Raw genomic sequence first — 23,683 nt, forward strand, 5'->3', positions numbered from 1 at the left:
TTAAGCCCTACCGTGCTGATGGTACTGGGTTAACCCCCGGGAGAGTAAGTCGGCGCCACATTCATTAAATATAGAAGGTTAGTTAACACAAGATGTTGACTAACCTTTTTTTGTGTCTATACATTTTCAAGAATTGATAGGCATAAAAAAACCTTGATAGCAAAGAGATTGTTTTTGCTGTCAAGGCTTTTCAGGTAAGACTAAAACCTAGTTCTTTTGATTATTTGTATTTTTCTCAGAAGCTAGAATAGCTTCTTTAGTCAAATCATTTTTAGCATAAGTAGGGCAAGTCTTATAAGTTCTACAAGATGTAAGGCCTAATAACAATAGACCAATGAAAAAGATAAAAAAGCGTTTCATTATGTTTTAATTCTTATTTATTGTACCATCAAATTACAGCCCCTGATATCAGTATTGTCAAATCTTCCTAAAACATAAAACTGATTGGGTGTGTCGCCGGGAGCACCGATGTCTTTTGTTTCAATAAAACAGCAAGATTCAATATTCCCTAAGTCAATAACATTAATACCGCCTCTTTTAGTTGTAGATAACGAAAAAGGGTCATTAATTTCTCTAAAAAATACCTTCATCCATGGAGGACAGTGAAACTGTTCATCACCTAAAGAGTACCCTTGAGACAAGAGTTCTGTCATACCATATTCCGAATGAATATTTTCGGTTTGAAAAGCTGTTTTCAATTGTTGATGCACCTCACTTCTAGTCAGCTCTTTTCTCCTTCCTTTCATTCCTCCTGTTTCCATGACAATAATATCAGAAAAGTTAGAAGGAAAATGTTCAGCAAAATCAAGCAGAGCAAAGGTCACTCCAAATAAAATAGCTTTCTCCCCTTTTGCTTGAATTTCAAGCAATTTATGAGCCAACCTTTCATGATCATTCAGGTAAAAGTCTGAGTGCTTTCCTGAAGAATCCATAAAATCGCTGATCATACAAATTAGAGAAGCGTCTCTACGCTCCAAATAACTGGGTAGAAGTGCCAGTATATGTATTTTTTCAAGAGGACCGTAAAGCTCTTGAAAATAGGTTGTCGTGATTTTTTTGTAGTGGGATAAGTCCGAAACATAATGCTTACTGCGTACAGATCCTGTAGTTCCACTACTTTGAAAGACGCGTTCTATAGAAGAATCATTACATAATACCTTTTGAGTCTTAAAAAATTCAATCGGCATAAATGGAATTTCAGTAATCTTATGTATCTTATTATACGAAACGTTTAAGTAAGAAAGGTATTGAGCGTAAATAGGATTTTCTTTTGCTTGAAAACGAAAAGCTTCTAATGCAGCTTTTTCAAATTCCTTTTCATTCTTGATCGTAAATATTTTCTTTTTGAATTGATCTGTAAATTCCATTAATATATATTGGATTGGACTCTTCTTGGTAATTAAAGTTATTTTACCTAATAAATTTAATAGGCAAAGTACTAAAAATAGTAGATAAAAATATTAACCACTCTGATAAATCAATTATTAATCATATGATTTCGCAAAGATATAGAACACTATTCATCAAGCTGCCGATTGGAATGTTAATACTTTCAATGTTTATGTCTTGTTTTGGTGAACCCGAATTTCCTAAAGAACCTGAAATAGAATTCTCCTGGATAGAAAATAATAATCCAGCAGCAACCCAAGATAGTGTTTACATTGCAATTAAATTTAGAGATGGTGATGGAGACCTAGGTTTGGGGCAAATGGATACTATGGGACCTTATGCTCCTTATGAAGAAGATAAATTGCCGGAAGATACGGTGAAAAATAAATACCATAACAACTATTTTGTTACAGTATTGAAGAAAGAAGAAGACGGAATTTACAAACCAGTGATCTATGATGAGAATCAGGATTTCAATGGTAGATTTCCTATGCTTAATAACTCGGGAAGAGAGCGTCCTTTGGAAGGTGAGTTGAGATACGGAATCCTCTTGTATTATGATGGAACGTTCGGATCTCCATTATTGAAAGGAGACTCGGTGAAATTTAATATTCACATTGCAGATAGAGCATTGAATGAAAGTAATGAAATTGTATCTGCAGGTATAGAAATAGGAAGTCCGAAAGAAAGAGGTGATGATAATAATGTTCCTCCTCCTGCTCAAGGTGACTAAGTATTGAGTGTTTTTTATTCTTCAAGGTAAGTATTGAGACAAAATTACTAATTCATATTTTTTTGTCTTATTATCTACCCTTCGAAGTTAATGATAAAAGATATTTTGTGTAAGCGGATTGCGTCAACAAAAGGCATATAAAGGGATTCTCCGGAATGATCCGCTACATTCATCAAGCCATGCGAAATACGGATTTCAGGAGATAGACAAAACATTCGATTGTAGATGTGCATACCAAATCCCCATGTGAATGACACGTTATAGCTTTGCAGATTGACAAAAAACTCTTCTCTTGAAGATTCTTGTTTTGTTGCAACTGTAAAAGCTGGTGTGATACCTCCCAATAAATAAAGGCGGTGATTTTTTCTTCTGTCAGACTGATACTTTAGCATGATAGGAAACTCTAAAGTAGTGTTAGACTGTAGTTGCACTAAGTCCTCAGGTTTAACAATAATGTTAGACGGAGGCAGTTTGTATCCTAATGTGTCCATTGTAAACCTTCTGGAATAAAAGGAGACGTTAGGTGAAAATCTTAAAGCCCAGTGATTATTGTTCGACAGTTTTACATTGAGTAGAAAACCAAGAAGAAAACTTGCTGTGGTTTGAGGAGTAATATAAACTGCAGTAGTATCCGTTCCGCTGACATTAAAAGCACTTTGGGAAGGATCTAGACCTACAGGAGAGGAGACAAAACCAAGTTGAAATCCATAATGAAATTTTTTCTTATCGAAATCAGGAAGGTTGATAACAGTCCCTATGGGTTTTCCTGTGTACTGACTATAAGATTTATGTTGAAATCCTAAGGTCAGCACAAGGAAAAAAGTTGAAAAAATTATTTTTGACCAGTGTAAACTGAGCTTATTCCAAATGTAAGTGAAGTACATGTTACCTTGTTATAGCCTAACTTCTCCATGATACCAGTGAAAGCTTTGCCATAAGGGAATTGCTCAACTGACTCAGGAAGATAAGTATAAGCGGAGTTATCTTTAGAGACAATCTTTCCAATTAAAGGCAAAATATTCATTGAGTAGAATCTGTAAAGCTGTTTAAAAGGAAAGGATTGTGGTTGTGAGAATTCAAGTACAACTAATGTGCCATTAGGTTTTAGTACTCTTTTGATTTCTGACAGTCCTTTTTCAAGATTCTCAAAATTACGTACTCCAAAAGCAACCGTTACGGCCTCAAAAGAATTGTCTTCAAAAGGTAGATTTTCTGAATCTCCAATTTGTAAATCAATCTTATCTGATAGACCTTTTTTAGCTACTTTTTCACGACCTACTTTCACCATTCCTGCAGAGATGTCGGCACCTGTAATTTTATCAGGACTTAAAGTAGCCCAAGCTTGAAGTGCAAGGTCACCTGTACCTGTAGCAACATCAAGAATTGTTTTAGGCTGTTGTTTCTTTAGTTTATTGATAGCCACCTTTCTCCAGTATATATCAATACCACCACTTAAGACTCTGTTCAGCAAATCATACTTCGCCGAAATATTGTCAAACATGTTAGCAACCTGCTCTTTTTTACCTTCTTCTCTGTTTTTATATGGGAGTACTGTCATGATTTCTTATTTTTTTATCTAACGCATTGTTAGAATAATAGATATGATCTATATTGCTCGTTTAAAGAACTTTTTCAAGCGTGCTTCAAACATTCCACAAAATTATAACTTTTAAAGCGTAGACCAATGTGTTTTGTATATAAACTTTAAATACTATGATTTTGTTGACAAAATTCCTGATTAAATGACTTCGAAATTTACTTTTATTAGATTTTTTATGCGTAAAATTTTATTTTTTGTATCAGCCATTCTATTGTTTTCATCTTTTCATTCCTCTTTCGCTCAGAAACTTAAAAAATCTTCTGAGTTAAAAAAGCATCTGAAATTTGCCGAAGAATCTATAGAATTTGATCAATATCAAGAGGCTATAGAGGTGTTATTGGAAGTGGAAGAAGAGGGGATTAAGTTTGACGATTGGAACTTTATGATGGGATATGCCTATCAACATGCCTTGTATCTTAATAAGAGTAAGTCGTTAGATTATTTTCAAAGAATTAAAGATAGAGAGCTTTATTATGAGGTAGATTATTATATCGCCAAGGCTTTGCACCTCAATCACCGTTTTGATGAAGCATATAAACTGTTCGATACCTTTTTAAGAGAATATAAAGAAATAGATGAACAGACGATAGCAAATGTAGAAAAGTATAAAGCGCAGTGTGTTGTTGGACAAAAATTAATGAGAGATTCTCTGGATCTATTGATTGTTAATTTGGGCGAAAATATCAATACGAAATATGCCGAAATTGTTCCTGTTCTTTCTGCAGATGAAAATATGATGGTCATTACCTCAAGAAGAGAAGGAAGTACAGGAGGAGAAATAGACGACCTTTCAGGGTTGTATTATGAAGATGTATATGTGACCTATAGAGATGAGGAAGGAGAATGGAAGAAAGTAAAACCCATTAGTAAGAATATAAATACGGTACATCATGACGCGGCTGTAGGTGTATCACCTGATGGTAATACTCTGTTTTTATATCATGCGGATGGAAAAATAGGTAAAAACGGAGAGTCAGGTGGAGATGTATACCAAAGTAAATGGAATGGCATTGACTGGACTAAGCCAAAACCTTTACCGGAAACAATCAATTCAGCCTTCTCGGAAACACATGCTTCTATTTCTGCAGATGGAAAGTCACTTTATTTTACAAGTACGAGGAAAGATAAAAAAGCATTAGGAGGACAAGATATTTATGTTTCTCATTTAAAAGCTGACGGTACTTGGGGAGAAGCTCAAAATTTAGGTCCTAACATTAACACTGAACACGATGAGGAAGGGCCTTTTGTCCATCCTAATGGGAAAATTCTATACTTCAGTTCAAAGGGACATGAAGGAATGGGAGGATATGATATATTTTATTCTGAATGGAACGAAGAACAACAACAATGGGGAAAAGCTAAAAATATAGGCTACCCTATCAATACGGCTGATCATGATGTATTTTATGTGATTTCATCAGATGGTGAAAGAGGGTATTTCTCATCTATCAGAGAAGATAGTTTTGGCGGTCCTGATATTTACATGGCCATGATTCCTTCGAAACAGATTACTTTGATTGCCATGAACGGGGAAGTCAGAGATGCTGAAAATAATAACTTGATAGAGGCCCAAATTACAGTAGTTGACAATAACACAGGAGAAGTTGTGCAGGATTTAAAAGCGGAAGGAGGAAAATATCTATTCTACTTAGATCCTAACAGAAACTATGGTTTCAGAGTAAAGCAGGATGGGTATTTATTTCATTCAAAAAACATCTACATTCCTGAGCAAACAGATTATATAGAAATATCAGAAACTATTGCATTACAAAAAATAGGAGACCTGAAGAGAGAAAATCTGAAAAATATCTTTTTCCAAGAAAGAGGACTCGTTTCTACTTCAGAATATGAGCTTAGTGATCTTGCAAAATTTATAAAAAGTGTGGATGGTTATGTAGTGGATGTGAACGTGCACTCTGCAAAATATGAAGGAAAAGATTCTTTAGAAGTGTTGAATTTATCTCAAATGAATGCAGAAAGTATTTTTAAAGAATTAGTAACCAATGGAGTAGATATGGAGAAGCTGTCTGTACATGGCTATGGATGGCAATACCCTGTGGCTTCCAACCAATCGCAACTTGGAAGACTTAAAAATGAAAGAATTGAATATGTGGTGAGAACGCCAGAAGAAATTGTAGTATTCGAAGAGATTGTTGAAGATGTCGAAGAACCTTTACCTCAACTTACCCCACATTTAGGCGAGGTTATGGATATTGCAGGTACTATTACTTTTGCTTTCGGAAGTAATACTATTACAGATGAAAGCTACAGAATTATTGCTCAAGTTTTTGATGTTATGTATAGGTACCCAAATCTGGTTGTAGAAGTAGGTGGACATACAGATAATAGAGGTTCAAAATCTTTCAACGATAAACTAGGAGAGAAAAGAGCGAGGATCGTAGTTCAAGAACTCGTGAGGATGGGTATAGAAAGAGATAGACTGCAATACAGAACTTTCGGTTTTGATATGCCTATAGCTGACAATAACACTGAAGAAGGACGTAAAAAGAATAGAAGAATATCTTTTACTCCTTTGATGTTTAGATAATAAATGAAATAAATAACAGGTGCTGAATCAGAATTAGTTGATTATTACTTCTTGTGTGCAAAGTGTAGGAAAACATTGAAATAGAGAACTTATTGAAGTGTTTTGTCACATCTTTTTACATGAATTAATAGGTGATTCTGATTTAGTGCCTTTGATAGATACTATTGCTTTATTCACAAATTTTCGCTCGTGATGCTAGTATACAGAAGATTTTTTGCTTGAAAATTTTCTGTCTGAAAAGTCACACTCTAAATATAAATAAGTAGATAAAGAATAGTGTCTTGTAAATATAATAAGCTAACAATAATATTTTGTGTTTTGATTCGTATTCAAGACATAATGCTATTTTATCACTTTAAATTAATCATGAATCTGACTTTTAAGATTAACATTATGAAAACCTTTCCCATCTACTGCTTATTACTCCTGCTAGTACTCAATGTATCTTCCTATGCTCAGAGTAACGCTAACAAAAACAAATTAAAAAAAGCGCTCAAAGAAGCAGAGACTTATCTTCAACTCGAAGAATATCATTATGTAGAGGAAGAGATGTTGGAAGCTGTGAAATATGCTCCTGAAAATGTTCTCTGTAACTATTACCTCGGTATATCGATTTACAACGATTTGACAAAAAATAGAGTAGATGCTCTACCTTATTTTCAAACCGTTTATGATCAAGACCCTTCATTCAGACAAGTAGGCTATTGGCTGGGTAAGGCTTATCAAATGGGACATCAATTTACAAGAGCTGGCGAGATGTATACTCTCGAAAAGCAAAAGATGTCTTCATTGAAACCAGAAGAAAAAACGGAGGAAGAGAAAAATCCAGGATATGTAAAAGTTTCTGTTGAGGACCTTGACCGTTACATTGATCAGTGCCGAAGAGGACCGGAATTTATGGCCAACGCTGATAATAAAAATCTATTAAATCTATCATTAGCAAATACTTACCTTCCAGATATTACTCCAATTATTACGGTTGACGGACAAAGACTATATTTTACTTCTCATAGACAAGATATCACAAGTCATCACGAATTAGATCCGCATGATCAGTTGCCTTACCAAGATGTATTCTATATGGATAGAAGAGAGGATGGATTCTGGTCTACACCAAAACCGATGACTGAAATTAATACAGAGGAACATGATGCAGCCATTGCTTTATCTTCAGATGGTGATCGATTGTTTTTATACAGAAGTGTGGGTGCTAGTACATCTAACCCTGGCGACATCTATGAAGCCAATGATTACAGTGGAAAGTGGACGAGACCGAGACCTATTGACGCTCCTATTAATTCTTCCGCTTTAGAAACACACATGAGTATGTCAGCGGATGGTAAAGTGATCGTCTTTACAAGTGATCGTGTTCAAGATGAAGCTCAAGGTGGAATGGACTTATATATAATCCGTCAGTTACCCAATGGAGAATGGGCAATGCCTCAAAATATGGGTGACAAAATCAATACAAATTTAGATGAAGAGTCTCCATATATTCACCCTAATGGCAAAACCCTTTACTTCAGTTCTCAAGGACATAACAGTATAGGAGGTTTTGATGTGTTCAAAGTGGATATTGATCTTAAAACTGGAGATATGGGAGAAGTTATTCAACTTAATTACCCTGTAAATACAGCAAGTGATGACCTGTTTTATGTGATGTCAGCAGATGGATCAGAGTCGTATTTTTCTTCAGTAAGAGAAGAGGGTATGGGCGGTTATGATATTTACTGTGTGAAAAACAATGAGTCGAATGCAAGAAGCGTTTCTTTCTTTGATCTGAAGTTTGAAACAGAAGATCGACGAAATGTTGATGTATTGGTGAAGTTGATTAATGTAAGAACACAGGAAGTAGAAAAAGAACAGGTTTTAAAAGCTAATAGAGAAAGGTTAGAGTGGATGCACAGATGTAGTGGGAAATATGCATTGGAAGTTTACTCTAAAGGATATTTATTAAAAACAGACCGTTTTGATTTTGCGAAGATTAATAAGCCTACAGTAACAATAGAGGAAACTTATCGCTTGCAGAAATTTGCTGTTAATAGATCAGAGTCTCTGATGAATATTTATTTCGATGATGATCAAATCATTAATATGTCTTCTTCTTCTTCAGAGTTAAAAGCATTGAAAACTTTTATTGAAGAGCATGATGATTATAGTGTTGAAATTGTAGGACACTCTGATTACAACCCAGAAAAAAGTAAGCTGGTGCTGGAGTTTATGTCTAAAACAAAAGCAATGGAAACATTGAATGCTTTGAAAACAGTCGGCATTGATGATGAGCAACTAGTGAATGAAAATGTGGGGTATGGTATTAGATATCCAATGTACTTGCCTGAGAGTGATATGTCATGGAAAAATGAACGTATGGAGTATATCATCAGGCCTAAAGGATATGCGAGATTGGCATCAAGAGCATCTGACTGTGGGATGAGTAAGTATGATACAAGTACATATGTATTGAAAGAAACAGAGGTAATGAGTGATGTTGTCAATGTCAATGAAAAATGGATAAGTCATTTATTGTCAGAGTTGAAGCAATGTTCTTACTTGGAGTTAGTTGTTACCTCGGGTAGTACTCAAGAGTCTTTAGACATGTCGAATGAAATAATTACTTATTTTGAAAATAATGGTATTCCAAGAGATCATTTGACATTACAGATGCAGAAGGATGCGGAATTATCGGCTCGCCTAAGATATAAAGAGGCAAACGATTATTCAGGAGCGGGAACAGTGGCAGTTATGAGTTCAGTTACTGATACACCTGCTAACGATGATGCAATGACTGTTGTGTCACCTTCAGATGAAACAATAGCAGGAAACAATACTAATCCTGAGACAAAAAGTGCTTTACAGAAGGCATCAATTAATAACTCAGCGGAAGATTTAGCTTTTGAAAAAGAAATAGAGGATTTCACAATTGTATTCCCTTTTGATTCAAAAGAGTTTGGCAACAGCAATGATGCAACACTTCAGAGAATCAAAGACTACCTAAATGCTAATCTAACCAAAACGCTTAAAATTACAGGGCATACTGACAGTAGTGGTCCTGAGATTTATAATCAGTATTTGGGAATGGAAAGAGCAAAATCAGTGGCATATTTCTTTAGAAATATTGAAAACCCTAATAGGATCTATGTAGATAGTAAAGGAGAGTTAGAGCCGATTACTACAAATGCTACTAGAGAGGGAAGAGCACTCAATAGAAGAATTCACTTCAAGTTTGGTATTGTAAATACAGGAGATGCTAAGTAAAATCAAGCATAAAAAAAATAGGCTTCCAGATGATGGGAGCCTATTTTTTTATGTCTAAGAAATTGTAGACTAGTCCACAAATTCGTTATATACTGCTACAAGGTGCTCTGAAATCATTTCAGCAGAACGGCCTTCGATGTGGTGTCTTTCAATAAAGTGCACCAATTCACCATCTTTGAATAAAGCAATAGATGGAGATGAAGGAGGGTAAGGAAGCATTAATTCTCTAGCTTTTGCTACAGCTTCAGCGTCTACACCTGCAAATACAGTTGCTAACTGAGTAGGTTTTTTAGTAGCCGTTTGTAATGAGTGTAAAACACCTGGTCTACAAGTACCAGCTGCACATCCACAAACAGAGTTAATTACTAAAAGAGTAGTGCCGTCTTTTGCAATTGTCTCTTCTACTTGAGTAGCTGATGTTAAATCAGAGAAACCGTTGTCAGTTAACTCCAATTTCATAGGAGTTGTTAAATGTTCAGGATACATAATTTATATAAATTAAATTTTTCGTTTTTCTATAAAAATCCAAGTTCTAATTTAGCCTCTTCAGACATCATGTCTGTAGTGTAAGGAGGTTCAAATGTCAATTCGATTTCAACGTCACTTACTTCTTCAACTGCTTTAATTACTTGTTCAATCTCTCCAGGAATTTGCTCCGCCGAAGGACAAGAAGGAGTAGTTAAAGTCATAAGAACATGAACTTTGTTGAGAGGAGGAATAATATTAATGTCATAGATTAATCCTAACTCAAAAACATCTACAGGTATTTCTGGATCATAAACCGTTTTGATCGCAGCAACAATTTTATCTTTTAACTCTGTATTTTCCACTTTTATCTATTTGATTTTTAGATTAACTCTTTGCGCTGTAAGCTAAAGCGTAAAACTTCATTTGCTTAATCATCGAAGCAAAACCGTTGGAACGTTGAGAACCGATGACACCGTTCATACCAATTTTGTCAAAGAAGAATAAATCTGCATTAATAATTTCTTGAGGAGTACGGTTGTTCAATACACGGATCAACAAACTGATAAGACCTTTTGTAATGTCTGTGTTGCTGTCTGCATTGAAAATAATATTCCCGTCTACAAAGTCTGTTGTGAGCCATACTTTTGACTGACAACCTTTGATGATATTTTCGTCTATTTTCTGACTTTCATCTATGGCAGGAAGATCTTGTCCTAATTCCATGATATAGAAAATAGTTGACTCTCTATCTCCGTCTAGAAGATCAAATTCATCAATGATTTCGTTTTGTATCTCCTCTATATTTTTTGTTACAACAGTCATAGTTTATCCTATATTTTAACCAAACATTTTTACTATACGTACCAACCCTTCAATAAATTTATCCACTTCCTCAAACGTATTATAAGCGGCAAATGAAGCTCTTACTGTTCCTTCAAGCTCATATCTAGCCATGAGTGGTTGAGTACAATGATGCCCCGTTCTTACTGCAATGCCTCTTGCATCGAGCATCATGCCAATATCGTAATTATGAATATTTTCAATTACAAACGATAGTACACTTACTTTGTTTTGAGCTTCCCCGTAAATTTTTGCTGTAGGAACCTCTTTTTTTAATTTTTCAGTAGCATACTCTAATAAAGCATTTTCATGTGCGGCCATATTTTCTTTGCCCCACTTGTTGATAAACTTAATAGCAGTTCCAAAAGCAATAGTATCAGCAATATTGGGTGTGCCTGCTTCAAACTTATAAGGAAGTTCGTTGAAAGTAGTACCGCCGAAAGAAACTTCTTTGATCATTTCACCACCACCTAAGAAAGGAGGCATAGCAAGCAGCAACTCTTCTTTACCATATAAAAAGCCCATACCTGTAGGTCCGAACATTTTATGCGCAGAGGTTACAAAGAAATCACAGTCCATTGCTTGTACATCAACAGGAAGGTGGCCTGCAGATTGAGCACCGTCAATCAATACTTTTGCATTCACCTCATGTGCCTTTTTAATAATTTCCTCTACTGGGTTGATTGTCCCCAATGCATTGGAAGCATGGTTTACAGCAACAATTTTTACTTTATCAGAAAGTAGTTTTTCATATTCTTCGAAAATAATTTCACCTTCTTCACTGATAGGAATAGGAATAACTGAAGCTCCTTTTTCTTTTGCAATAAGTTGCCAAGGTACAATATTCGAGTGGTGTTCCATTGTTGATACCAAAATGATATCGCCTTCATTCAACACCATTCTACCGTAAGTTTGAGCTACTAGGTTGATACCTTCTGTAGTTCCTTTTGTAAGAATAACTTCCTCAGATTTTCCCGCATTAATAAATTCTTGAAGGAGGGTTCTTGTTTCCTCAAATGCCTTAGTAGCTTTATCGGCTAAAGTATGAGCACCTCTATGTACATTGGAATTGTAACCATCATAATATTCTTGCAATGCGTCAGTCACCACTTTGGGTTTTTGATTTGTCGCGGCATTATCAAAATATATCAAAGCATGCCCGTTTACCTCAGTGCTTAGAATAGGAAATTCTTTACGAAGTTGTTCTACATCAATCATTTTCTCTCTTATTTAGAATGAATCTACTCTAATAAAGATGCAATTTTATATAAAAGTTCGTCTTGTTCAAGTTTCTTAAGGGATTCGTCTCAAATAATTGCAAAAAAAGATGATTATATGAACAATTATTAATATTTGAGGGTAAATGCTTGATGAAAATGCCGATTTTTAATAAAATTGATGCCCAATAAGCAGACCTGTTGTTTACATTACTTTGGACTTATTACCTTTTTGCAACAGGATCATACTTGCAACAAGTTTGCAAATTAACTTTCTAACTATTTATTTTGCAGTATGGTAAAAAAACTGAGACATCAAATATCAAAATACGCAGATCAAATTGGTTTTACAGGTTCCCTGTTCTGCCTGATCCATTGTATTCTCACTTCGGGAGTAATTGTAATTAGTTCCGCTGTGTCTCATATGGATGGTCATGACCACGGCCACGATCATGCACATACTTTAGACCTTTGGGGTTTTCTTGATATCTCTATGATTTTGGTTGGAGGTATAGCTGTTTACTTTGCAGTAAAGAAAACCAAATCAGACTTTTTAAAAAATGGTATGTGGCTTTTCTATTTGATTTATGCTTCTAGCATGATGATGAAATATGTAGGGTATGAACCATTATGGTTGGCTATAGTTTCTTATGCAGCTTCTACAGGGTTAATTTTAAGCCATTTATACAATTTAAAACTAACACATACAAAGCAGAAAGAAGTTTGTACATGTTAGTTTTATTCTTGATTTAAAAAGCTATTTCTTAATTCAATACTTCAACTATTTCAGTATTTTTCAGTCGGTAAATCAAGCTGAAAAAATCATCACGATTCAATTCCAGTCTTCCTTTTACAATTACTTTTTTATTGAGAAGATTCTGACGTCTAGGAGTGTCTAATTCCATTACTGTTTCAGGGCCTGCATTTCCACAGAAAAAACAGTTGGCAAAAGCCATATAGGACAAAATACTAGTCCCGTCTTCACTATCAACAGGTAGTATGTACCCGCTGATAGTGATCATAGAACCATCAATCATTTCCACTTCTCCACCAAAGATGGGTTCTGAAACTTCAAACCCTAGTGTTTCATCCATATAGGTTTTCATTTCTACATTACTAAGTGTTTTCCAAACATCATCAAGGCTTTTTTGTCCCCATGAGTAGGAAGAAATGAGAAAGAAAAGGAGTAATATGCTATTTATAAATTTCATTTTATTCTGATAAAGCTTGTGATATGTTTGTATTGGCCGCTTGTATAGCAGGAACTATGGAAGCAATAAACCCAATACTGATTGTACCTATGAAGAGGTATAGTTCTCCTATTGTAAATGAAAGACTGTTGATATTCAAGGATTGTAATGCGTCAATATACATCGATGAAATTCCTATAGCAGAATGACTGATTACGATGCCGATGGCAAACCCTAATAATGCACACAGCAACCCTTCGGTTAATAATAACCCAAAAATATAGCTTTGCTTGGTTCCTAATGAACGCATGTAAGCTAATTCATACTTTCTTTCTTTTAGAGAATTATATAAAGAGATAAATATACTTAGACCAGAGACAAAGATAATTGCTACAGCCAGGTATTTTAAAGCTAATATAACATCGCCTACTAAACTTAAAAGTCTTGATGTTTCATATGCAGGGCTTGCTGCTTGCATTGAAGTTTGTTCATTGATCATTCTAGGAAGAACTACAGCTCCCATTGGATTTCTAAACTTAACCAGTAAAGTTGTGATTTCCTTTTCAGCATCATTGTGTTCATGTCCCTCATGATCGTGCTCGTCGTGGTCGTCATGTTTGTGGGCATGTTCATCATGGTCGTGCTCGTTGTGCTCGTCATGTTTGTGAGCATTTTCATCATGATCGTGTTCGTCGTGATCATCATGTTTGTGAGCATGTTCTTTATCTTTATGAACCTTATTTTTCTCCTTTTTCTTATCAGAGAAATTACCATAATTTACTTTACTTGTCGGTGCATGTTTATGAACATCCCATATAGACTTTAGACTTGTCATAATTAAATTATCGATGACAGTCCCGGTAGTTTTTAAAGTACCTACTACAATAAAAAGCTCTTCTTCATGGCTATGACCACCATCGTCCATTCCATGTGAACTATGGAATTCATCTCCAATTTTTAAACCTAACTTTCTAGCAACATTTGCCCCAACAGTCACTTCAAAAGCTTTGTTTTCATTCCACATTTTCCCTTCTTGGATTTCAGCTTCATAAAGGTCTGTGTACTCATGAGTTGTCCCAACAATTCTATAACCTTTAAAATTGTCTCCTAGAGATTGTGGAATTGCTTTATCAATAAGCGGGTGCTTTTTTAATCGCATAGCATCTTCCAGAAGAATATTGCCGGTAGGGTTATCCACCTGATAAATGGCACAAAGAATTAACTGTAAAGGACTTCCTTTTGCACCGACTACCATTCCAATACCTGCTTTATTTTTTTCTAAAGTTGTTTTGAAATAATCTTGCGCTAAAAGCAATGCAGAAATAATACTTACGCCGAAGGCAAATAAAGTAAGGTTGAGGGAAGTACTAAGTGGTTTATGCCATAGGTTTTTCCAGGCAAATTTGAATATATTCATGATTATTAGATGCTTTTTAGCGTAAGGATATGGTCTTTGAATTCTTCTTTCAAACGGCTGTCATGCGTAACGATTACCAAGGCACTGTTTTCTTCAGCAGCGATTTCTTTTAATAAGTGAATCACTTCGAATGCATGATGATCATCTAAACTTGCAGTAGGTTCATCTGCCAGTAAAAGAGCCGGTTTGTTGATCAAGGCCATGGCCACAGAAAGACGTTGTTTCTCCCCTTCACTCATTTTTTGAGGTAGTCTATCCTTATGCTTTATAATTCCTAATTTGCTTAGCAGGTGTTCAATTCTACTTTTATCGGTCTTCTTTCCACCTGCCTGCTGAGCGAATGCTAAATTTTCAGCAACTGTAAGTGCTTGAGCAAAATGCGGTTTCTGAAAGATGATGCCAATATTATCTCCTCTGAACTGATCCATTTCTTTGCTTTTCAGAGTAGAAATGTCCTTTTGATTGATAGTGATTTTTCCGTTCGTACATGGAAGTAAGCCCCCTAATAAATGTAGTAAAGTGGTCTTTCCACATCCAGAAGGACCTAATATTAATAACTTATCTCCTGAAGAGATTTCAAAATCCGGGAATGAAATAGTGCTTCCTTTCGGATAGGTGTATTGTAATTGATTCGTTTGTATCATTATGTTTATACTTTGCAGTAAAAATAATATGAATGCTAGATTAATGATAGCTTTCTTATTGATATATAAGGAGATTTATCATAATAAAGGAAAAGTGCTTCGTTAGGGAACGATCTGAAAAGAAAGTCTTACAATTATTTTGTTGTATTATATAAAGATTGATTTTTAATGTTTTAATAATTGAGAGAATCCCATTTTAAAAAAAGCTTGCCTCCTCAATTTTTTCTTATGTTTGCTTTACTTAAAGTGTATTCTACCAAATAAATCTCTAAATTTTTTAAACATTTTAAATATGTACAAGAAACTATTCATCGCAATGTCGATCCTATTCATTGCGCTTCAATCTTCAGCTCAACAATTTCAAACACCTTCATTTACTTTTTCACATAAAAAAACGGCTTACATCACTCTAAATGATGGTACTGAGTTGAAAGGTATTTTAAAAGACCTTGACAGAAAGAAAGGTATCATCAAAGCACTGAAATTTGAGGATGGCGAAGGTAAAAAGCACAAACTATTGGCTTCTGATGTAAAGTATATGTATTTACCGCCAAGTGGCCTGGACAAACTTTCGAAATCAATGGACTTCATCAGTGACATGAAAAAATGGAATGATGAAAAATTAGATCAAGATTTATTGAACAAAGGTCTAGTATACTTTGAGCAAGCAAACGTAAAAGTTAAGAAAAAAGAAATGGTACTTTTAGTACAATTGCTTAACCCAATGTTTAGTAAAGTAGTAAAAGTGTATCATGACCCAATGGCAGGTGAGACAACTTCAGTTGGCGTTGGTCCTGTGAAAGCTGGTGGTATTGCAAAATCATACTATGTGAATGTAAACAATGATAAAGCGGCTTACAAGTTATCAAAGAAAGATTACAAAAAAGAGTTTGTTCCTATTTGGAAATCATGCTCTAAAGTAAATGAACAATATGGAGAGGACGTAAACTGGAGAGATCTAGCAAAACACGTTCTTTTGTACTCAGAGTGTTCTGAGGAGCCTAAAAAAGACTTGAAATAATCAACTTTTCTACAATACACTTTTAAGTTACTGTTGATAATTAAGAACTGAATAAAAAAGATTTGTTATAAAAACTTTAATTTAATTGTGAAATTCATTCATAATTCATAGTTTTATTGCGAAATGAGAAATTCAGTAAAAAATATCGTAAAGTCATGGTGGTGGCGCTCAGTTAAATCAAATTGAGTGACAGACGCGTATTGGCTTTATTTTAAGATATATATATTGAAAGCTCGCTGTTCACTCAGCGGGCTTTTTTTATACTTCATTTTTGCATTCAACTAAGATTAATATACTACGTCATGTATCGATTTAATAACACACATGCTGAACTACTGGCAGATACAGTAACTCCAGTAAGCATCTATCTAAGAGTAAGAGATAGATTCGCAAATAGTTTATTATTAGAGAGTTCTGATTATCATGGAGCAGATAATAGTTATTCTTTTATTTGCTGTGAACCCATCGCAGAATTTTCAGTTCAGGATAAATTATTAAGAGTTCAATATCCTAACAAGGAAGAAGAAAAAAGAGAATTAACAACACATGCAGAGGCATTAAAAGAACTATCGATCTTCTCAAAATCTTTTGAACATGAGCAAAAAGAAGATCAGAAATTCCCTTCTCATGGACTGTTCGGTTACATGACGTATGATGCGGTACAGTCTTTTGAAGAGATTACTTTTGATGATGATAAAACGGATACAGACATTCCTCAAATCAGATATCAAGCATTTAGATATGTGATTGCGATCAACCACTTTAAAAATGAGTTGCATATTTTTGAACATATTCCTGAGGGAGCTGCTTCAGAGAGCAATATTGAGGAAATTAAGTCACTGATAAAAAGTAAAAACTTTCCTGCTTACCATTTTTCAAGAACAGGAGAGGAGACGACAAACTTTACAGATGAGGAATTTTTGAAAGTAATTAAAAGCGGAAAGGACCACTGTTTCAGAGGTGATGTATTCCAGATTGTGCTTTCAAGAAGATACCAACAAGACTTCCAAGGAGACGAGTTCAATGTGTACAGAGCATTACGTTCTATCAACCCTTCTCCTTATTTATTTTATTTCGATTACGGTACTTACAAAATCTTTGGTTCTTCTCCAGAAGCTCAGATTATTGTTAAAGATAAAAAAGCAACGATTCACCCTATCGCAGGTACTTTCAAACGTACGGGTAATGATAAAGCTGACGCAGAAATTGCTCAAAAGCTTTATGATGATCCAAAAGAGAACTCAGAACACGTTATGCTTGTTGATTTAGCGAGAAACGATTTGAGTAGAAATGGCGATAATGTGGAGGTTGAGGTATTCAAAGAAATTCAATATTACTCTCACCTGATTCACTTGGTTTCTAAAGTAAATGGTCAATTATCTGAAGGAACTGATCCTTTAAGAGTGGTCGCTGATACATTCCCTGCAGGAACACTTTCGGGTTCACCGAAATACAAAGCCATGGAATTGATTGATAAATACGAAAACGTAAGAAGAAGTTTCTATGGTGGAGCGATTGGTTTTATGAGCTTTGAAGGTGATTTCAACCATGCTATCATGATCCGTTCCTTCTTGAGTTTGGACAATCAATTACACTACAGAGCAGGTGCAGGTGTAGTCGCTCAATCTTCTGAAGAAAGTGAATTACAGGAGGTACATAATAAATTAGCGGCATTGCGTAAGGCAATGGACATGGCAGAAGAACTATAATACAGGGAAGAAAATTTGATGAAGGCAATGAAAATACTTGTTCTAGATAATTATGATTCGTTTGTGTACAACTTAGTACATTACTTAAGAGAATTAGGGCAGACGGTAGAGATATATAGAAATGATAAAATCACTTTGAAAGAGGTTGGTAAATACGACAAAATCCTTCTTTCTCCAGGTCCTGGCATTCCATCGGAAGCGGGAATTATGCCTGATGTGATCAAAGAATACGGTTCGTCTAAAAGTATTTTGGGCGTTTGTTTGGGACATCAAGCCATTGGTGAAGCATTTGGTGCATCGTTGGAAAACAATTATCCTTTACATGGTGTTCAGGATAACGCTCAAGTGGTCACGCCAGATGCGAGATTATTCCAAGGCTTACCGAATACCTTTAAGATTGGACATTATCATTCATGGGTGATTCAGTCAGACAGTTTAGAAGGAACACCTTTGAAAGTAACAGCACGTGACGAAAATGGATTTGTAATGGCTGTTCAACATAAGGAATTTGATGTACAAGGGGTACAATTCCACCCAGAGTCTGTATTGACAGAACACGGGATGGCAATTCTTAAAAACTGGATTCAAGGCTAACTAATAAAACAACCATGAAAAAGATATTAAACAGACTTTTTGAATACGGTTCTTTATCAGAACAAGAAGCAAAAGAAACGCTCACTAAACTAGCACAAGGGGAGTTTAATCCTAGTCAGATTGCCGCTTTCTTGACAGTCTACTCTATGCGTAGTATTACGGTAGAAGAGTTGACTGGTTTTAGAGATGCTATGTTGGAATTGTGCTTGAGAATTGATTTGGATGACTATGATGCGATGGACCTTTGCGGTACAGGTGGCGACGGTCAAGATACTTTCAATATCTCTACATTATCCTCTTTTATAGTGGCAGGTGCTGGTCAAAATGTAGCAAAGCACGGTAACAATGGTGTTTCATCTGTATGTGGATCATCAAACTTAATGGCCCATTTCGGCTATGAGTTTACCAATGATATTGATACGCTAAGACGCAATTTGGACGAGGCAGGGATTTGCTTTATTCACGCTCCATTGTTTCACCCAGCAATGAAAAATGTAGCGCCTATCCGTAGAGAATTAGGAGTGAAAACGTTCTTCAATATGTTGGGACCAATGGTAAACCCATCATTCCCGAAAAAGCAGATTGTAGGTGTATTCAGTTTAGAAATTGCACGTTTGTACGGTTACTTATACCAACAAACTGACAAGCAATTTGCCATCCTTCACTCATTGGATGTGTACGATGAAATCTCGTTGACTTCTCCATTTAAGATCATCACAAAAGAAAGTGAGCGTCTATTGAAGCCGGAAGATTTAGGTTTGCATTACCAGACAAAAGAATCACTTTTTGGTGGAGGAACAATTGCAGAATCAGCAAAAATTTTCACTGATGTATTGGAAAACAAAGGTACACTTCCACAAAAAGAAGCAGTACTAGCCAATGCCGGTGTAGCGATTGCGACAGGTAAAGGTTTAGCATTTGAAGAAGGCGTGGCACAAGCCAAAGAATCATTGGAATCAGGTGCAGCACTGAATGCATTTAAGAAATTGATTAATTCATAAGGACTATTCGTCTAAATAATAAAAGAGAAATGACAATTCTAGATAAAATTGTTGCTCATAAGAAAATTGAAGTAGCAGCAAGAAAAGAGTTATTAAGTGTTCAAGATTTAGAAGGAAGACCGTTATTTGACAAAGAACCTGTTTCTGCCAAGTCATGGATTACAAGTCCGAATAGATCAGGAATTATTGCTGAATTCAAAAGACAATCCCCTTCAAAAGGTTTGATCAACGGAACTGCCAAAGTTTCTGATGTAGCTGAAGGGTATTATAAAGCAGGTGCTTCTGCAATGTCAGTTTTGACAGATCAAGAGTTTTTCGGTGGAACAGTGGATGATTTATTAGCGGCAAGATCTGTTTCTCCAGTGCCGATCATCAGAAAGGATTTTATCGTAGACGAATATCAAATCATTGAAGCGAAATCAATCGGTGCAGATTTTATTCTTTTGATTGCCTCTTGTTTGACTCCTGAAGAAAGTAAACATTATGCTACATTAGCAAGAAACTTAGGTTTACAAATTCTTTTGGAAGTACATGACGAGCAAGAATTAGAAGCTCACGTTTGTGATAAAATGGACTTGATTGGGGTGAACAACAGAAACCTGAAGACTTTTGAAGTAAGTATTGAAACGTCGATAAGGTTGGCTGAATTGATTCCAAATGAGTACGTGAAAGTATCAGAAAGCGGTATCAGCAATATTGAAAATATCAAAGAATTAAAGAAATACGGTTATCAAGGTTTCTTGATTGGTGAGAACTTCATGAAAACGGAAGATCCTGCCAAAGCAGCCATTGATTTTATGAAACAACTGTAGGGGTAGACCTATGTGTCTACCCGAAAATATTTTTTTAATATTTAAAATATTTTCCATTTCTGATTGTCAGTATGAAAACGGATACGGTTGATTTGAGGATAATAATCAAAGCTTCTGTAAAACTGTTCTCTAACACCTGACATTTCATATTTACCAAGTACTTTGACATTACTTTGTTTCAAGTAAATCTCTGCAGGAGAGTCATCCGTTCCATAGACGATTACTTTTCCTGATTTATGGTGAATATCAATGGAATCCGCTTTGATTTCAATGGATGGATCAATAAAATAAGCCTTTCCTCTTAGACACAATAAATGTTTTGGGGCATCAATGTAAGCATTATCAGCACTGTATTCTAGCGATCTTTCACGATCATAGAATTGTTGATTACAGCTTAGGAAAAAGGTGATTAATATGAAAAGGGATAAAGTGTTTTTCATTCAAAAAAGTGATAAATTCTTTATCCTCAAATATAAAGAATTATTATCGAAGTGATTAATTGGTTTGGTACTCAAGACTATTTTCCTCGGTATCAAATTTACAGTTGTCTTTGATATAAAATGTCTTTTTGGTATTTAATAATTTTTGAAGTTTATCATTGGAAGAGTGTGGGATACTATCACTAAGTATGATTGTACTTTGAATAGGAAAAGTATTTGAACCTTTGAGGGTTAAGATTTTGGTTATGAAATTCATTTCAATTTCTTCTCCCTTGAATGATATATTATCAAATTTTATAAAAGCATTATGATAAAGTCTTAATATTTGAGTTCTCATATTAAAAGTAGTAGAGTCGGATTCATAGTGAGGAGCAGGATTGTATATAAAGGAATCTCCACAGGGTCTATCATGTAAATGATAAGGTAAAATATCTTCATTTTCATAGATATTGAGAATGTAAGTACTATCAATATAGTATTCATCTCCCAATGAATCTGAAAGGTCTGTGATTTTAAGTGGTTTTTCTTTTGACCCGTAGAATGTATATAAACCTTTAAGTTCGTTGACTAAAGTACAGTCATTGCTGAATAAATAGTAGTCAATTGTGGTCTTAACATTTCCTTTTAAAAGGTATGTGTCAGTTTTTTTATCATATTCCTTTTCTTGAGATGTGAAATAGACTTTTTGACAAAATATTTGAGAGATAGTACTATAAAAAATGAGCATAAAAAGAAAAATATACTTTTTCATAAAGATTAAAATTAGAGTCCTTAAGAGTAAATAAGTTCTATTAAAAAGAGATTTAGTTTCGTATCATGAAAACAGACAAAGAGGAACATAACATCGTCAAATTGAAAGTCTGCGGAATGCGTGATAAGCAGAATATTTCTGATGTTTTAACATTGGAGCCAGACTATTTGGGCTTTATTATGTATCCACCTTCTAGCAGGTATATTGAAAAAGAAGATGTTTCTTTTTTAGAACAAAAATGGAACAGCTCAACCAAAAGAGTAGGAGTGTTTGTGAATGAAACGGTTGAGAATATTCTAGCTTCAGCGAAGAAGTATCATTTTGATGTGATTCAATTACATGGAAGTGAATCTCCAGAAGAAGCAAAACAATTGAAAGAGGAAGGATTGGAAATCTTCAAGGTTTTTGGAATTAAAGATGAGTTTAATTTTTCTGCGTTAGTTCCTTATGAACCTTACGTTGATGCCTTTCTTTTTGATACAAAGAGTAAACAGCACGGAGGAACGGGCCAAACTTTTGATTGGGGAGTTTTAAAACAATACTCTTCCACGAAGCCTTTCTTCTTAAGCGGAGGAGTTTCTTTAGAAAACATAAAAGACCTTACTATTTTAGAAGATTTGCCTTTTAAAGGCTTAGATGTGAATAGTAAGTTTGAAATTGCGCCGGCAATGAAAGATATTGCAATGGTAACAGAATTAAGCGATTGGGTGAAATCTATCAACAACAAAAACAAATAATACGATGACATATCAAGAACCAGATCAGAATGGCTATTATGGCCAATTTGGAGGGGCATATATCCCAGAGATGCTTTATCCAAACGTGAAAGAATTGAAGGATAACTATGAGGCTATGATGGCCGATCCAAAATTTAAGGAAGAGTTTGATGGTTTATTAAAAGATTATGTTGGTAGACCTACTCCTTTGTATCACGCGAAGAAGCTTTCTGAAAAATATGGAGCGAAAATCTATCTGAAAAGAGAGGATTTAAACCATACAGGAGCTCACAAAGTGAACAATACAATTGGTCAAATTCTTTTAGCGAAAAGATTAAAGAAAAAGAAAATCATTGCAGAAACTGGTGCAGGTCAGCATGGTGTGGCAACAGCTACAGTTTGTGCTTTAATGGGATTGGAATGTATCGTGTACATGGGAGAGATTGACATCGCTCGTCAGCGCCCGAATGTAGAGCGTATGCGTTTGTTGGGAGCAGAAGTAATTCCTGCCACAAGTGGTTCAAAGACCCTAAAAGATGCTACAAACGAAGCAATGCGTCACTGGATTAACAACCCAGATGATACACACTATATCATCGGTTCAGTTGTAGGACCTCACCCTTACCCTGATATGGTGGCGAAATTCCAGTCTGTTATTTCTGAGGAAATCAAAGAGCAATTAAAAGAGAAGGAAGGAAAAGAAAACCCTGATCACGTGATTGCTTGTGTTGGTGGAGGAAGTAATGCGGCAGGAGCATTCTATCATTACTTAAATGAATTGGATGTAAATCTTGTAGCCGTTGAAGCAGCCGGTCTAGGTGTGGATTCTGGTGAGTCTGCAGCAACTACAGCTTTAGGAACTCCAGGTGTATTACATGGTAGTAAAACGATCTTAATGCAGACAGAAGACGGTCAAGTAGTAGAGCCTTATTCTATTTCTGCAGGTTTGGATTATCCTGGTATCGGACCAATCCACGCTTTCTTGTTTGACTCTGGAAGAGCACAATTTAAATATGTGACAGATGATGAAGCAATGACAGCAGGTGTTGAGTTATCACGTTTGGAAGGTATTATTCCAGCCGTAGAATCAGCACACGCTTTTGCAGCATTAGCAAAAATGGATTTCAAGAAAGATGATGTGGTAGTAGTTAACCTTTCTGGTAGAGGAGATAAAGACTTGGAGACGTACATCAAGTGGGGTAATTACTAGAAAATCCTCAAAACATAGATATTGAAGGCTAGCATTCTTTAAGGGTGCTAGCCTTTTTTGATACTTTTTCGGAAGTAAATGACCTCATTAAGGAAAGCAAAAATGTAATAGAGGCGTTTTAAATCATT

23 protein-coding genes are annotated in these 23,683 nt (G+C 35.3%); 11 read left to right on the forward strand and 12 right to left on the reverse strand.

Annotated elements, in window-relative coordinates; genetic code table 11:
* Nucleotides 1-377: 377 nt before the first annotated feature.
* Nucleotides 378-1,367 carry a LuxE/PaaK family acyltransferase gene (locus tag HHU12_RS22015; RefSeq protein WP_169658903.1) on the reverse strand — a complete coding sequence of 330 codons (990 nt, stop codon included), beginning with the start codon at nucleotides 1,365-1,367 and terminating at the stop codon, nucleotides 378-380.
* Nucleotides 1,368-1,492: 125 nt separating this feature from the next.
* Here HHU12_RS22015 and HHU12_RS22020 point away from each other — a divergent pair, with 125 nt between their 5' ends.
* Nucleotides 1,493-2,122, forward strand: coding sequence for a hypothetical protein (locus HHU12_RS22020; protein ID WP_169658904.1), 630 nt, complete (start codon nucleotides 1,493-1,495; stop codon nucleotides 2,120-2,122).
* Nucleotides 2,123-2,196: 74 nt separating this feature from the next.
* Here HHU12_RS22020 and porT read toward each other — a convergent pair whose 3' ends face one another.
* Together porT and ubiE are read right to left on the reverse strand one after the other, a co-directional pair.
* Entirely contained in the window at nucleotides 2,197-2,934 is a 738-nt protein-coding gene (gene porT, locus HHU12_RS22025) for a type IX secretion/gliding motility protein PorT/SprT (RefSeq protein ID WP_169658905.1), read from the reverse strand.
* A gap of 20 nt (nucleotides 2,935-2,954) precedes the next feature.
* Nucleotides 2,955-3,680: a bifunctional demethylmenaquinone methyltransferase/2-methoxy-6-polyprenyl-1,4-benzoquinol methylase UbiE gene (gene ubiE, locus HHU12_RS22030; protein WP_169658906.1), complete on the reverse strand. Its 726-nt coding sequence runs from the start codon at nucleotides 3,678-3,680 to the stop codon at nucleotides 2,955-2,957.
* Nucleotides 3,681-3,897: 217 nt separating this feature from the next.
* On the opposite strand from ubiE, the gene HHU12_RS22035 reads away from it, so the two are divergent.
* A complete protein-coding gene (locus tag HHU12_RS22035) occupies nucleotides 3,898-6,270 on the forward strand; it encodes an OmpA family protein (RefSeq protein ID WP_169658907.1) in 2,373 nt (790 codons plus the stop codon).
* A gap of 393 nt (nucleotides 6,271-6,663) precedes the next feature.
* Nucleotides 6,664-9,525, forward strand: coding sequence for an OmpA family protein (locus tag HHU12_RS22040; protein WP_169658908.1), 2,862 nt, complete (start codon nucleotides 6,664-6,666; stop codon nucleotides 9,523-9,525).
* A gap of 69 nt (nucleotides 9,526-9,594) precedes the next feature.
* Here HHU12_RS22040 and HHU12_RS22045 read toward each other — a convergent pair whose 3' ends face one another.
* The 4 genes from HHU12_RS22045 to HHU12_RS22060 are packed head-to-tail and all read right to left on the reverse strand — an operon-like array spanning nucleotide 9,595 to nucleotide 12,051.
* The gene (locus HHU12_RS22045; protein ID WP_169658909.1) at nucleotides 9,595-10,011 is read right to left on the reverse strand and encodes a BrxA/BrxB family bacilliredoxin; all 417 of its coding nucleotides are present in this window, start codon (nucleotides 10,009-10,011) and stop codon (nucleotides 9,595-9,597) included.
* A 29-nt stretch (nucleotides 10,012-10,040) separates the two neighbouring features.
* Nucleotides 10,041-10,355, reverse strand: coding sequence for an iron-sulfur cluster assembly protein (locus tag HHU12_RS22050; protein WP_169658910.1), 315 nt, complete (start codon nucleotides 10,353-10,355; stop codon nucleotides 10,041-10,043).
* A 22-nt stretch (nucleotides 10,356-10,377) separates the two neighbouring features.
* The gene (locus HHU12_RS22055) at nucleotides 10,378-10,815 is read right to left on the reverse strand and encodes a SufE family protein (protein ID WP_169658911.1); all 438 of its coding nucleotides are present in this window, start codon (nucleotides 10,813-10,815) and stop codon (nucleotides 10,378-10,380) included.
* Nucleotides 10,816-10,830: 15 nt separating this feature from the next.
* Complete coding sequence (locus HHU12_RS22060; protein ID WP_169658912.1) at nucleotides 10,831-12,051, reverse strand: aminotransferase class V-fold PLP-dependent enzyme; 1,221 nt, start codon at nucleotides 12,049-12,051, stop codon at nucleotides 10,831-10,833.
* Nucleotides 12,052-12,345: 294 nt separating this feature from the next.
* Between HHU12_RS22060 and HHU12_RS22065 the strand changes: the two genes are divergently transcribed.
* The gene (locus tag HHU12_RS22065; RefSeq protein ID WP_169658913.1) at nucleotides 12,346-12,786 is read left to right on the forward strand and encodes a MerC domain-containing protein; all 441 of its coding nucleotides are present in this window, start codon (nucleotides 12,346-12,348) and stop codon (nucleotides 12,784-12,786) included.
* 28 nt (nucleotides 12,787-12,814) lie between these two features.
* Here HHU12_RS22065 and HHU12_RS22070 read toward each other — a convergent pair whose 3' ends face one another.
* Genes HHU12_RS22070 through HHU12_RS22080 form a run of 3 tightly spaced genes read right to left on the reverse strand, consistent with a single transcriptional unit; the run spans nucleotide 12,815 to nucleotide 15,301 of the window.
* On the reverse strand, nucleotides 12,815-13,261 hold the full coding sequence (locus HHU12_RS22070; RefSeq protein ID WP_169658914.1) for a hypothetical protein: 447 nt from the start codon (nucleotides 13,259-13,261) through the stop codon (nucleotides 12,815-12,817).
* Between the two features lies 1 nt (nucleotide 13,262).
* Nucleotides 13,263-14,657, reverse strand: coding sequence for an ABC transporter permease (locus tag HHU12_RS35695; RefSeq protein WP_169658915.1), 1,395 nt, complete (start codon nucleotides 14,655-14,657; stop codon nucleotides 13,263-13,265).
* A gap of 5 nt (nucleotides 14,658-14,662) precedes the next feature.
* The gene (locus HHU12_RS22080) at nucleotides 14,663-15,301 is read right to left on the reverse strand and encodes an ABC transporter ATP-binding protein (RefSeq protein WP_169658916.1); all 639 of its coding nucleotides are present in this window, start codon (nucleotides 15,299-15,301) and stop codon (nucleotides 14,663-14,665) included.
* Between the two features lie 292 nt (nucleotides 15,302-15,593).
* Here HHU12_RS22080 and HHU12_RS22085 point away from each other — a divergent pair, with 292 nt between their 5' ends.
* From HHU12_RS22085 to trpC, 5 genes are all read left to right on the forward strand, one after another.
* Entirely contained in the window at nucleotides 15,594-16,322 is a 729-nt protein-coding gene (locus HHU12_RS22085) for a hypothetical protein (protein ID WP_169658917.1), read from the forward strand.
* A gap of 302 nt (nucleotides 16,323-16,624) precedes the next feature.
* Entirely contained in the window at nucleotides 16,625-18,031 is a 1,407-nt protein-coding gene (locus tag HHU12_RS22090; protein ID WP_169658918.1) for an anthranilate synthase component I family protein, read from the forward strand.
* 27 nt (nucleotides 18,032-18,058) lie between these two features.
* Nucleotides 18,059-18,625, forward strand: coding sequence for an anthranilate synthase component II (locus HHU12_RS22095; RefSeq protein ID WP_169658919.1), 567 nt, complete (start codon nucleotides 18,059-18,061; stop codon nucleotides 18,623-18,625).
* A 14-nt stretch (nucleotides 18,626-18,639) separates the two neighbouring features.
* Nucleotides 18,640-19,626, forward strand: a complete 987-nt coding sequence (gene trpD, locus HHU12_RS22100; protein WP_169658920.1) for an anthranilate phosphoribosyltransferase — start codon at nucleotides 18,640-18,642, stop codon at nucleotides 19,624-19,626.
* 29 nt (nucleotides 19,627-19,655) lie between these two features.
* A complete protein-coding gene (gene trpC / locus HHU12_RS22105; RefSeq protein WP_169658921.1) occupies nucleotides 19,656-20,438 on the forward strand; it encodes an indole-3-glycerol phosphate synthase TrpC in 783 nt (260 codons plus the stop codon).
* A 41-nt stretch (nucleotides 20,439-20,479) separates the two neighbouring features.
* Here trpC and HHU12_RS22110 read toward each other — a convergent pair whose 3' ends face one another.
* Both HHU12_RS22110 and HHU12_RS22115 read right to left on the reverse strand, forming a co-directional pair.
* The gene (locus HHU12_RS22110; protein WP_169658922.1) at nucleotides 20,480-20,878 is read right to left on the reverse strand and encodes a hypothetical protein; all 399 of its coding nucleotides are present in this window, start codon (nucleotides 20,876-20,878) and stop codon (nucleotides 20,480-20,482) included.
* Between the two features lie 55 nt (nucleotides 20,879-20,933).
* Nucleotides 20,934-21,629, reverse strand: coding sequence for a hypothetical protein (locus HHU12_RS22115; protein WP_169658923.1), 696 nt, complete (start codon nucleotides 21,627-21,629; stop codon nucleotides 20,934-20,936).
* 65 nt (nucleotides 21,630-21,694) lie between these two features.
* Between HHU12_RS22115 and HHU12_RS22120 the strand changes: the two genes are divergently transcribed.
* Nucleotides 21,695-22,366, forward strand: a complete 672-nt coding sequence (locus tag HHU12_RS22120; protein WP_169658924.1) for a phosphoribosylanthranilate isomerase — start codon at nucleotides 21,695-21,697, stop codon at nucleotides 22,364-22,366.
* A gap of 4 nt (nucleotides 22,367-22,370) precedes the next feature.
* Entirely contained in the window at nucleotides 22,371-23,555 is a 1,185-nt protein-coding gene (trpB, locus tag HHU12_RS22125; RefSeq protein WP_169658925.1) for a tryptophan synthase subunit beta, read from the forward strand.
* Nucleotides 23,556-23,683 lie beyond the last annotated feature (128 nt).

Source organism: Flammeovirga aprica JL-4 (genome assembly GCF_012844305.1).
Taxonomy (GTDB): domain Bacteria; phylum Bacteroidota; class Bacteroidia; order Cytophagales; family Flammeovirgaceae; genus Flammeovirga; species Flammeovirga aprica.

Coding starts and splice junctions, on each gene's coding strand:
- HHU12_RS22015 (WP_169658903.1), bottom strand. CDS start 1,367: ATGGAATTTACAGATCAATTCAAAAAGAAAATATTTACGATCAAGAAT.
- HHU12_RS22020 (WP_169658904.1), top strand. CDS start 1,493: ATGATTTCGCAAAGATATAGAACACTATTCATCAAGCTGCCGATTGGA.
- ubiE (WP_169658906.1), bottom strand. CDS start 3,680: ATGACAGTACTCCCATATAAAAACAGAGAAGAAGGTAAAAAAGAGCAG.
- HHU12_RS22035 (WP_169658907.1), top strand. CDS start 3,898: ATGCGTAAAATTTTATTTTTTGTATCAGCCATTCTATTGTTTTCATCT.
- HHU12_RS22040 (WP_169658908.1), top strand. CDS start 6,664: ATGAAAACCTTTCCCATCTACTGCTTATTACTCCTGCTAGTACTCAAT.
- HHU12_RS22045 (WP_169658909.1), bottom strand. CDS start 10,011: ATGTATCCTGAACATTTAACAACTCCTATGAAATTGGAGTTAACTGAC.
- HHU12_RS22055 (WP_169658911.1), bottom strand. CDS start 10,815: ATGACTGTTGTAACAAAAAATATAGAGGAGATACAAAACGAAATCATT.
- HHU12_RS22060 (WP_169658912.1), bottom strand. CDS start 12,051: ATGATTGATGTAGAACAACTTCGTAAAGAATTTCCTATTCTAAGCACT.
- HHU12_RS22065 (WP_169658913.1), top strand. CDS start 12,346: ATGGTAAAAAAACTGAGACATCAAATATCAAAATACGCAGATCAAATT.
- HHU12_RS22070 (WP_169658914.1), bottom strand. CDS start 13,261: ATGAAATTTATAAATAGCATATTACTCCTTTTCTTTCTCATTTCTTCC.
- HHU12_RS35695 (WP_169658915.1), bottom strand. CDS start 14,657: ATGAATATATTCAAATTTGCCTGGAAAAACCTATGGCATAAACCACTT.
- HHU12_RS22080 (WP_169658916.1), bottom strand. CDS start 15,301: ATGATACAAACGAATCAATTACAATACACCTATCCGAAAGGAAGCACT.
- HHU12_RS22085 (WP_169658917.1), top strand. CDS start 15,594: ATGTACAAGAAACTATTCATCGCAATGTCGATCCTATTCATTGCGCTT.
- HHU12_RS22090 (WP_169658918.1), top strand. CDS start 16,625: ATGTATCGATTTAATAACACACATGCTGAACTACTGGCAGATACAGTA.
- HHU12_RS22095 (WP_169658919.1), top strand. CDS start 18,059: ATGAAAATACTTGTTCTAGATAATTATGATTCGTTTGTGTACAACTTA.
- trpD (WP_169658920.1), top strand. CDS start 18,640: ATGAAAAAGATATTAAACAGACTTTTTGAATACGGTTCTTTATCAGAA.
- trpC (WP_169658921.1), top strand. CDS start 19,656: ATGACAATTCTAGATAAAATTGTTGCTCATAAGAAAATTGAAGTAGCA.
- HHU12_RS22110 (WP_169658922.1), bottom strand. CDS start 20,878: ATGAAAAACACTTTATCCCTTTTCATATTAATCACCTTTTTCCTAAGC.
- HHU12_RS22115 (WP_169658923.1), bottom strand. CDS start 21,629: ATGAAAAAGTATATTTTTCTTTTTATGCTCATTTTTTATAGTACTATC.
- HHU12_RS22120 (WP_169658924.1), top strand. CDS start 21,695: ATGAAAACAGACAAAGAGGAACATAACATCGTCAAATTGAAAGTCTGC.
- trpB (WP_169658925.1), top strand. CDS start 22,371: ATGACATATCAAGAACCAGATCAGAATGGCTATTATGGCCAATTTGGA.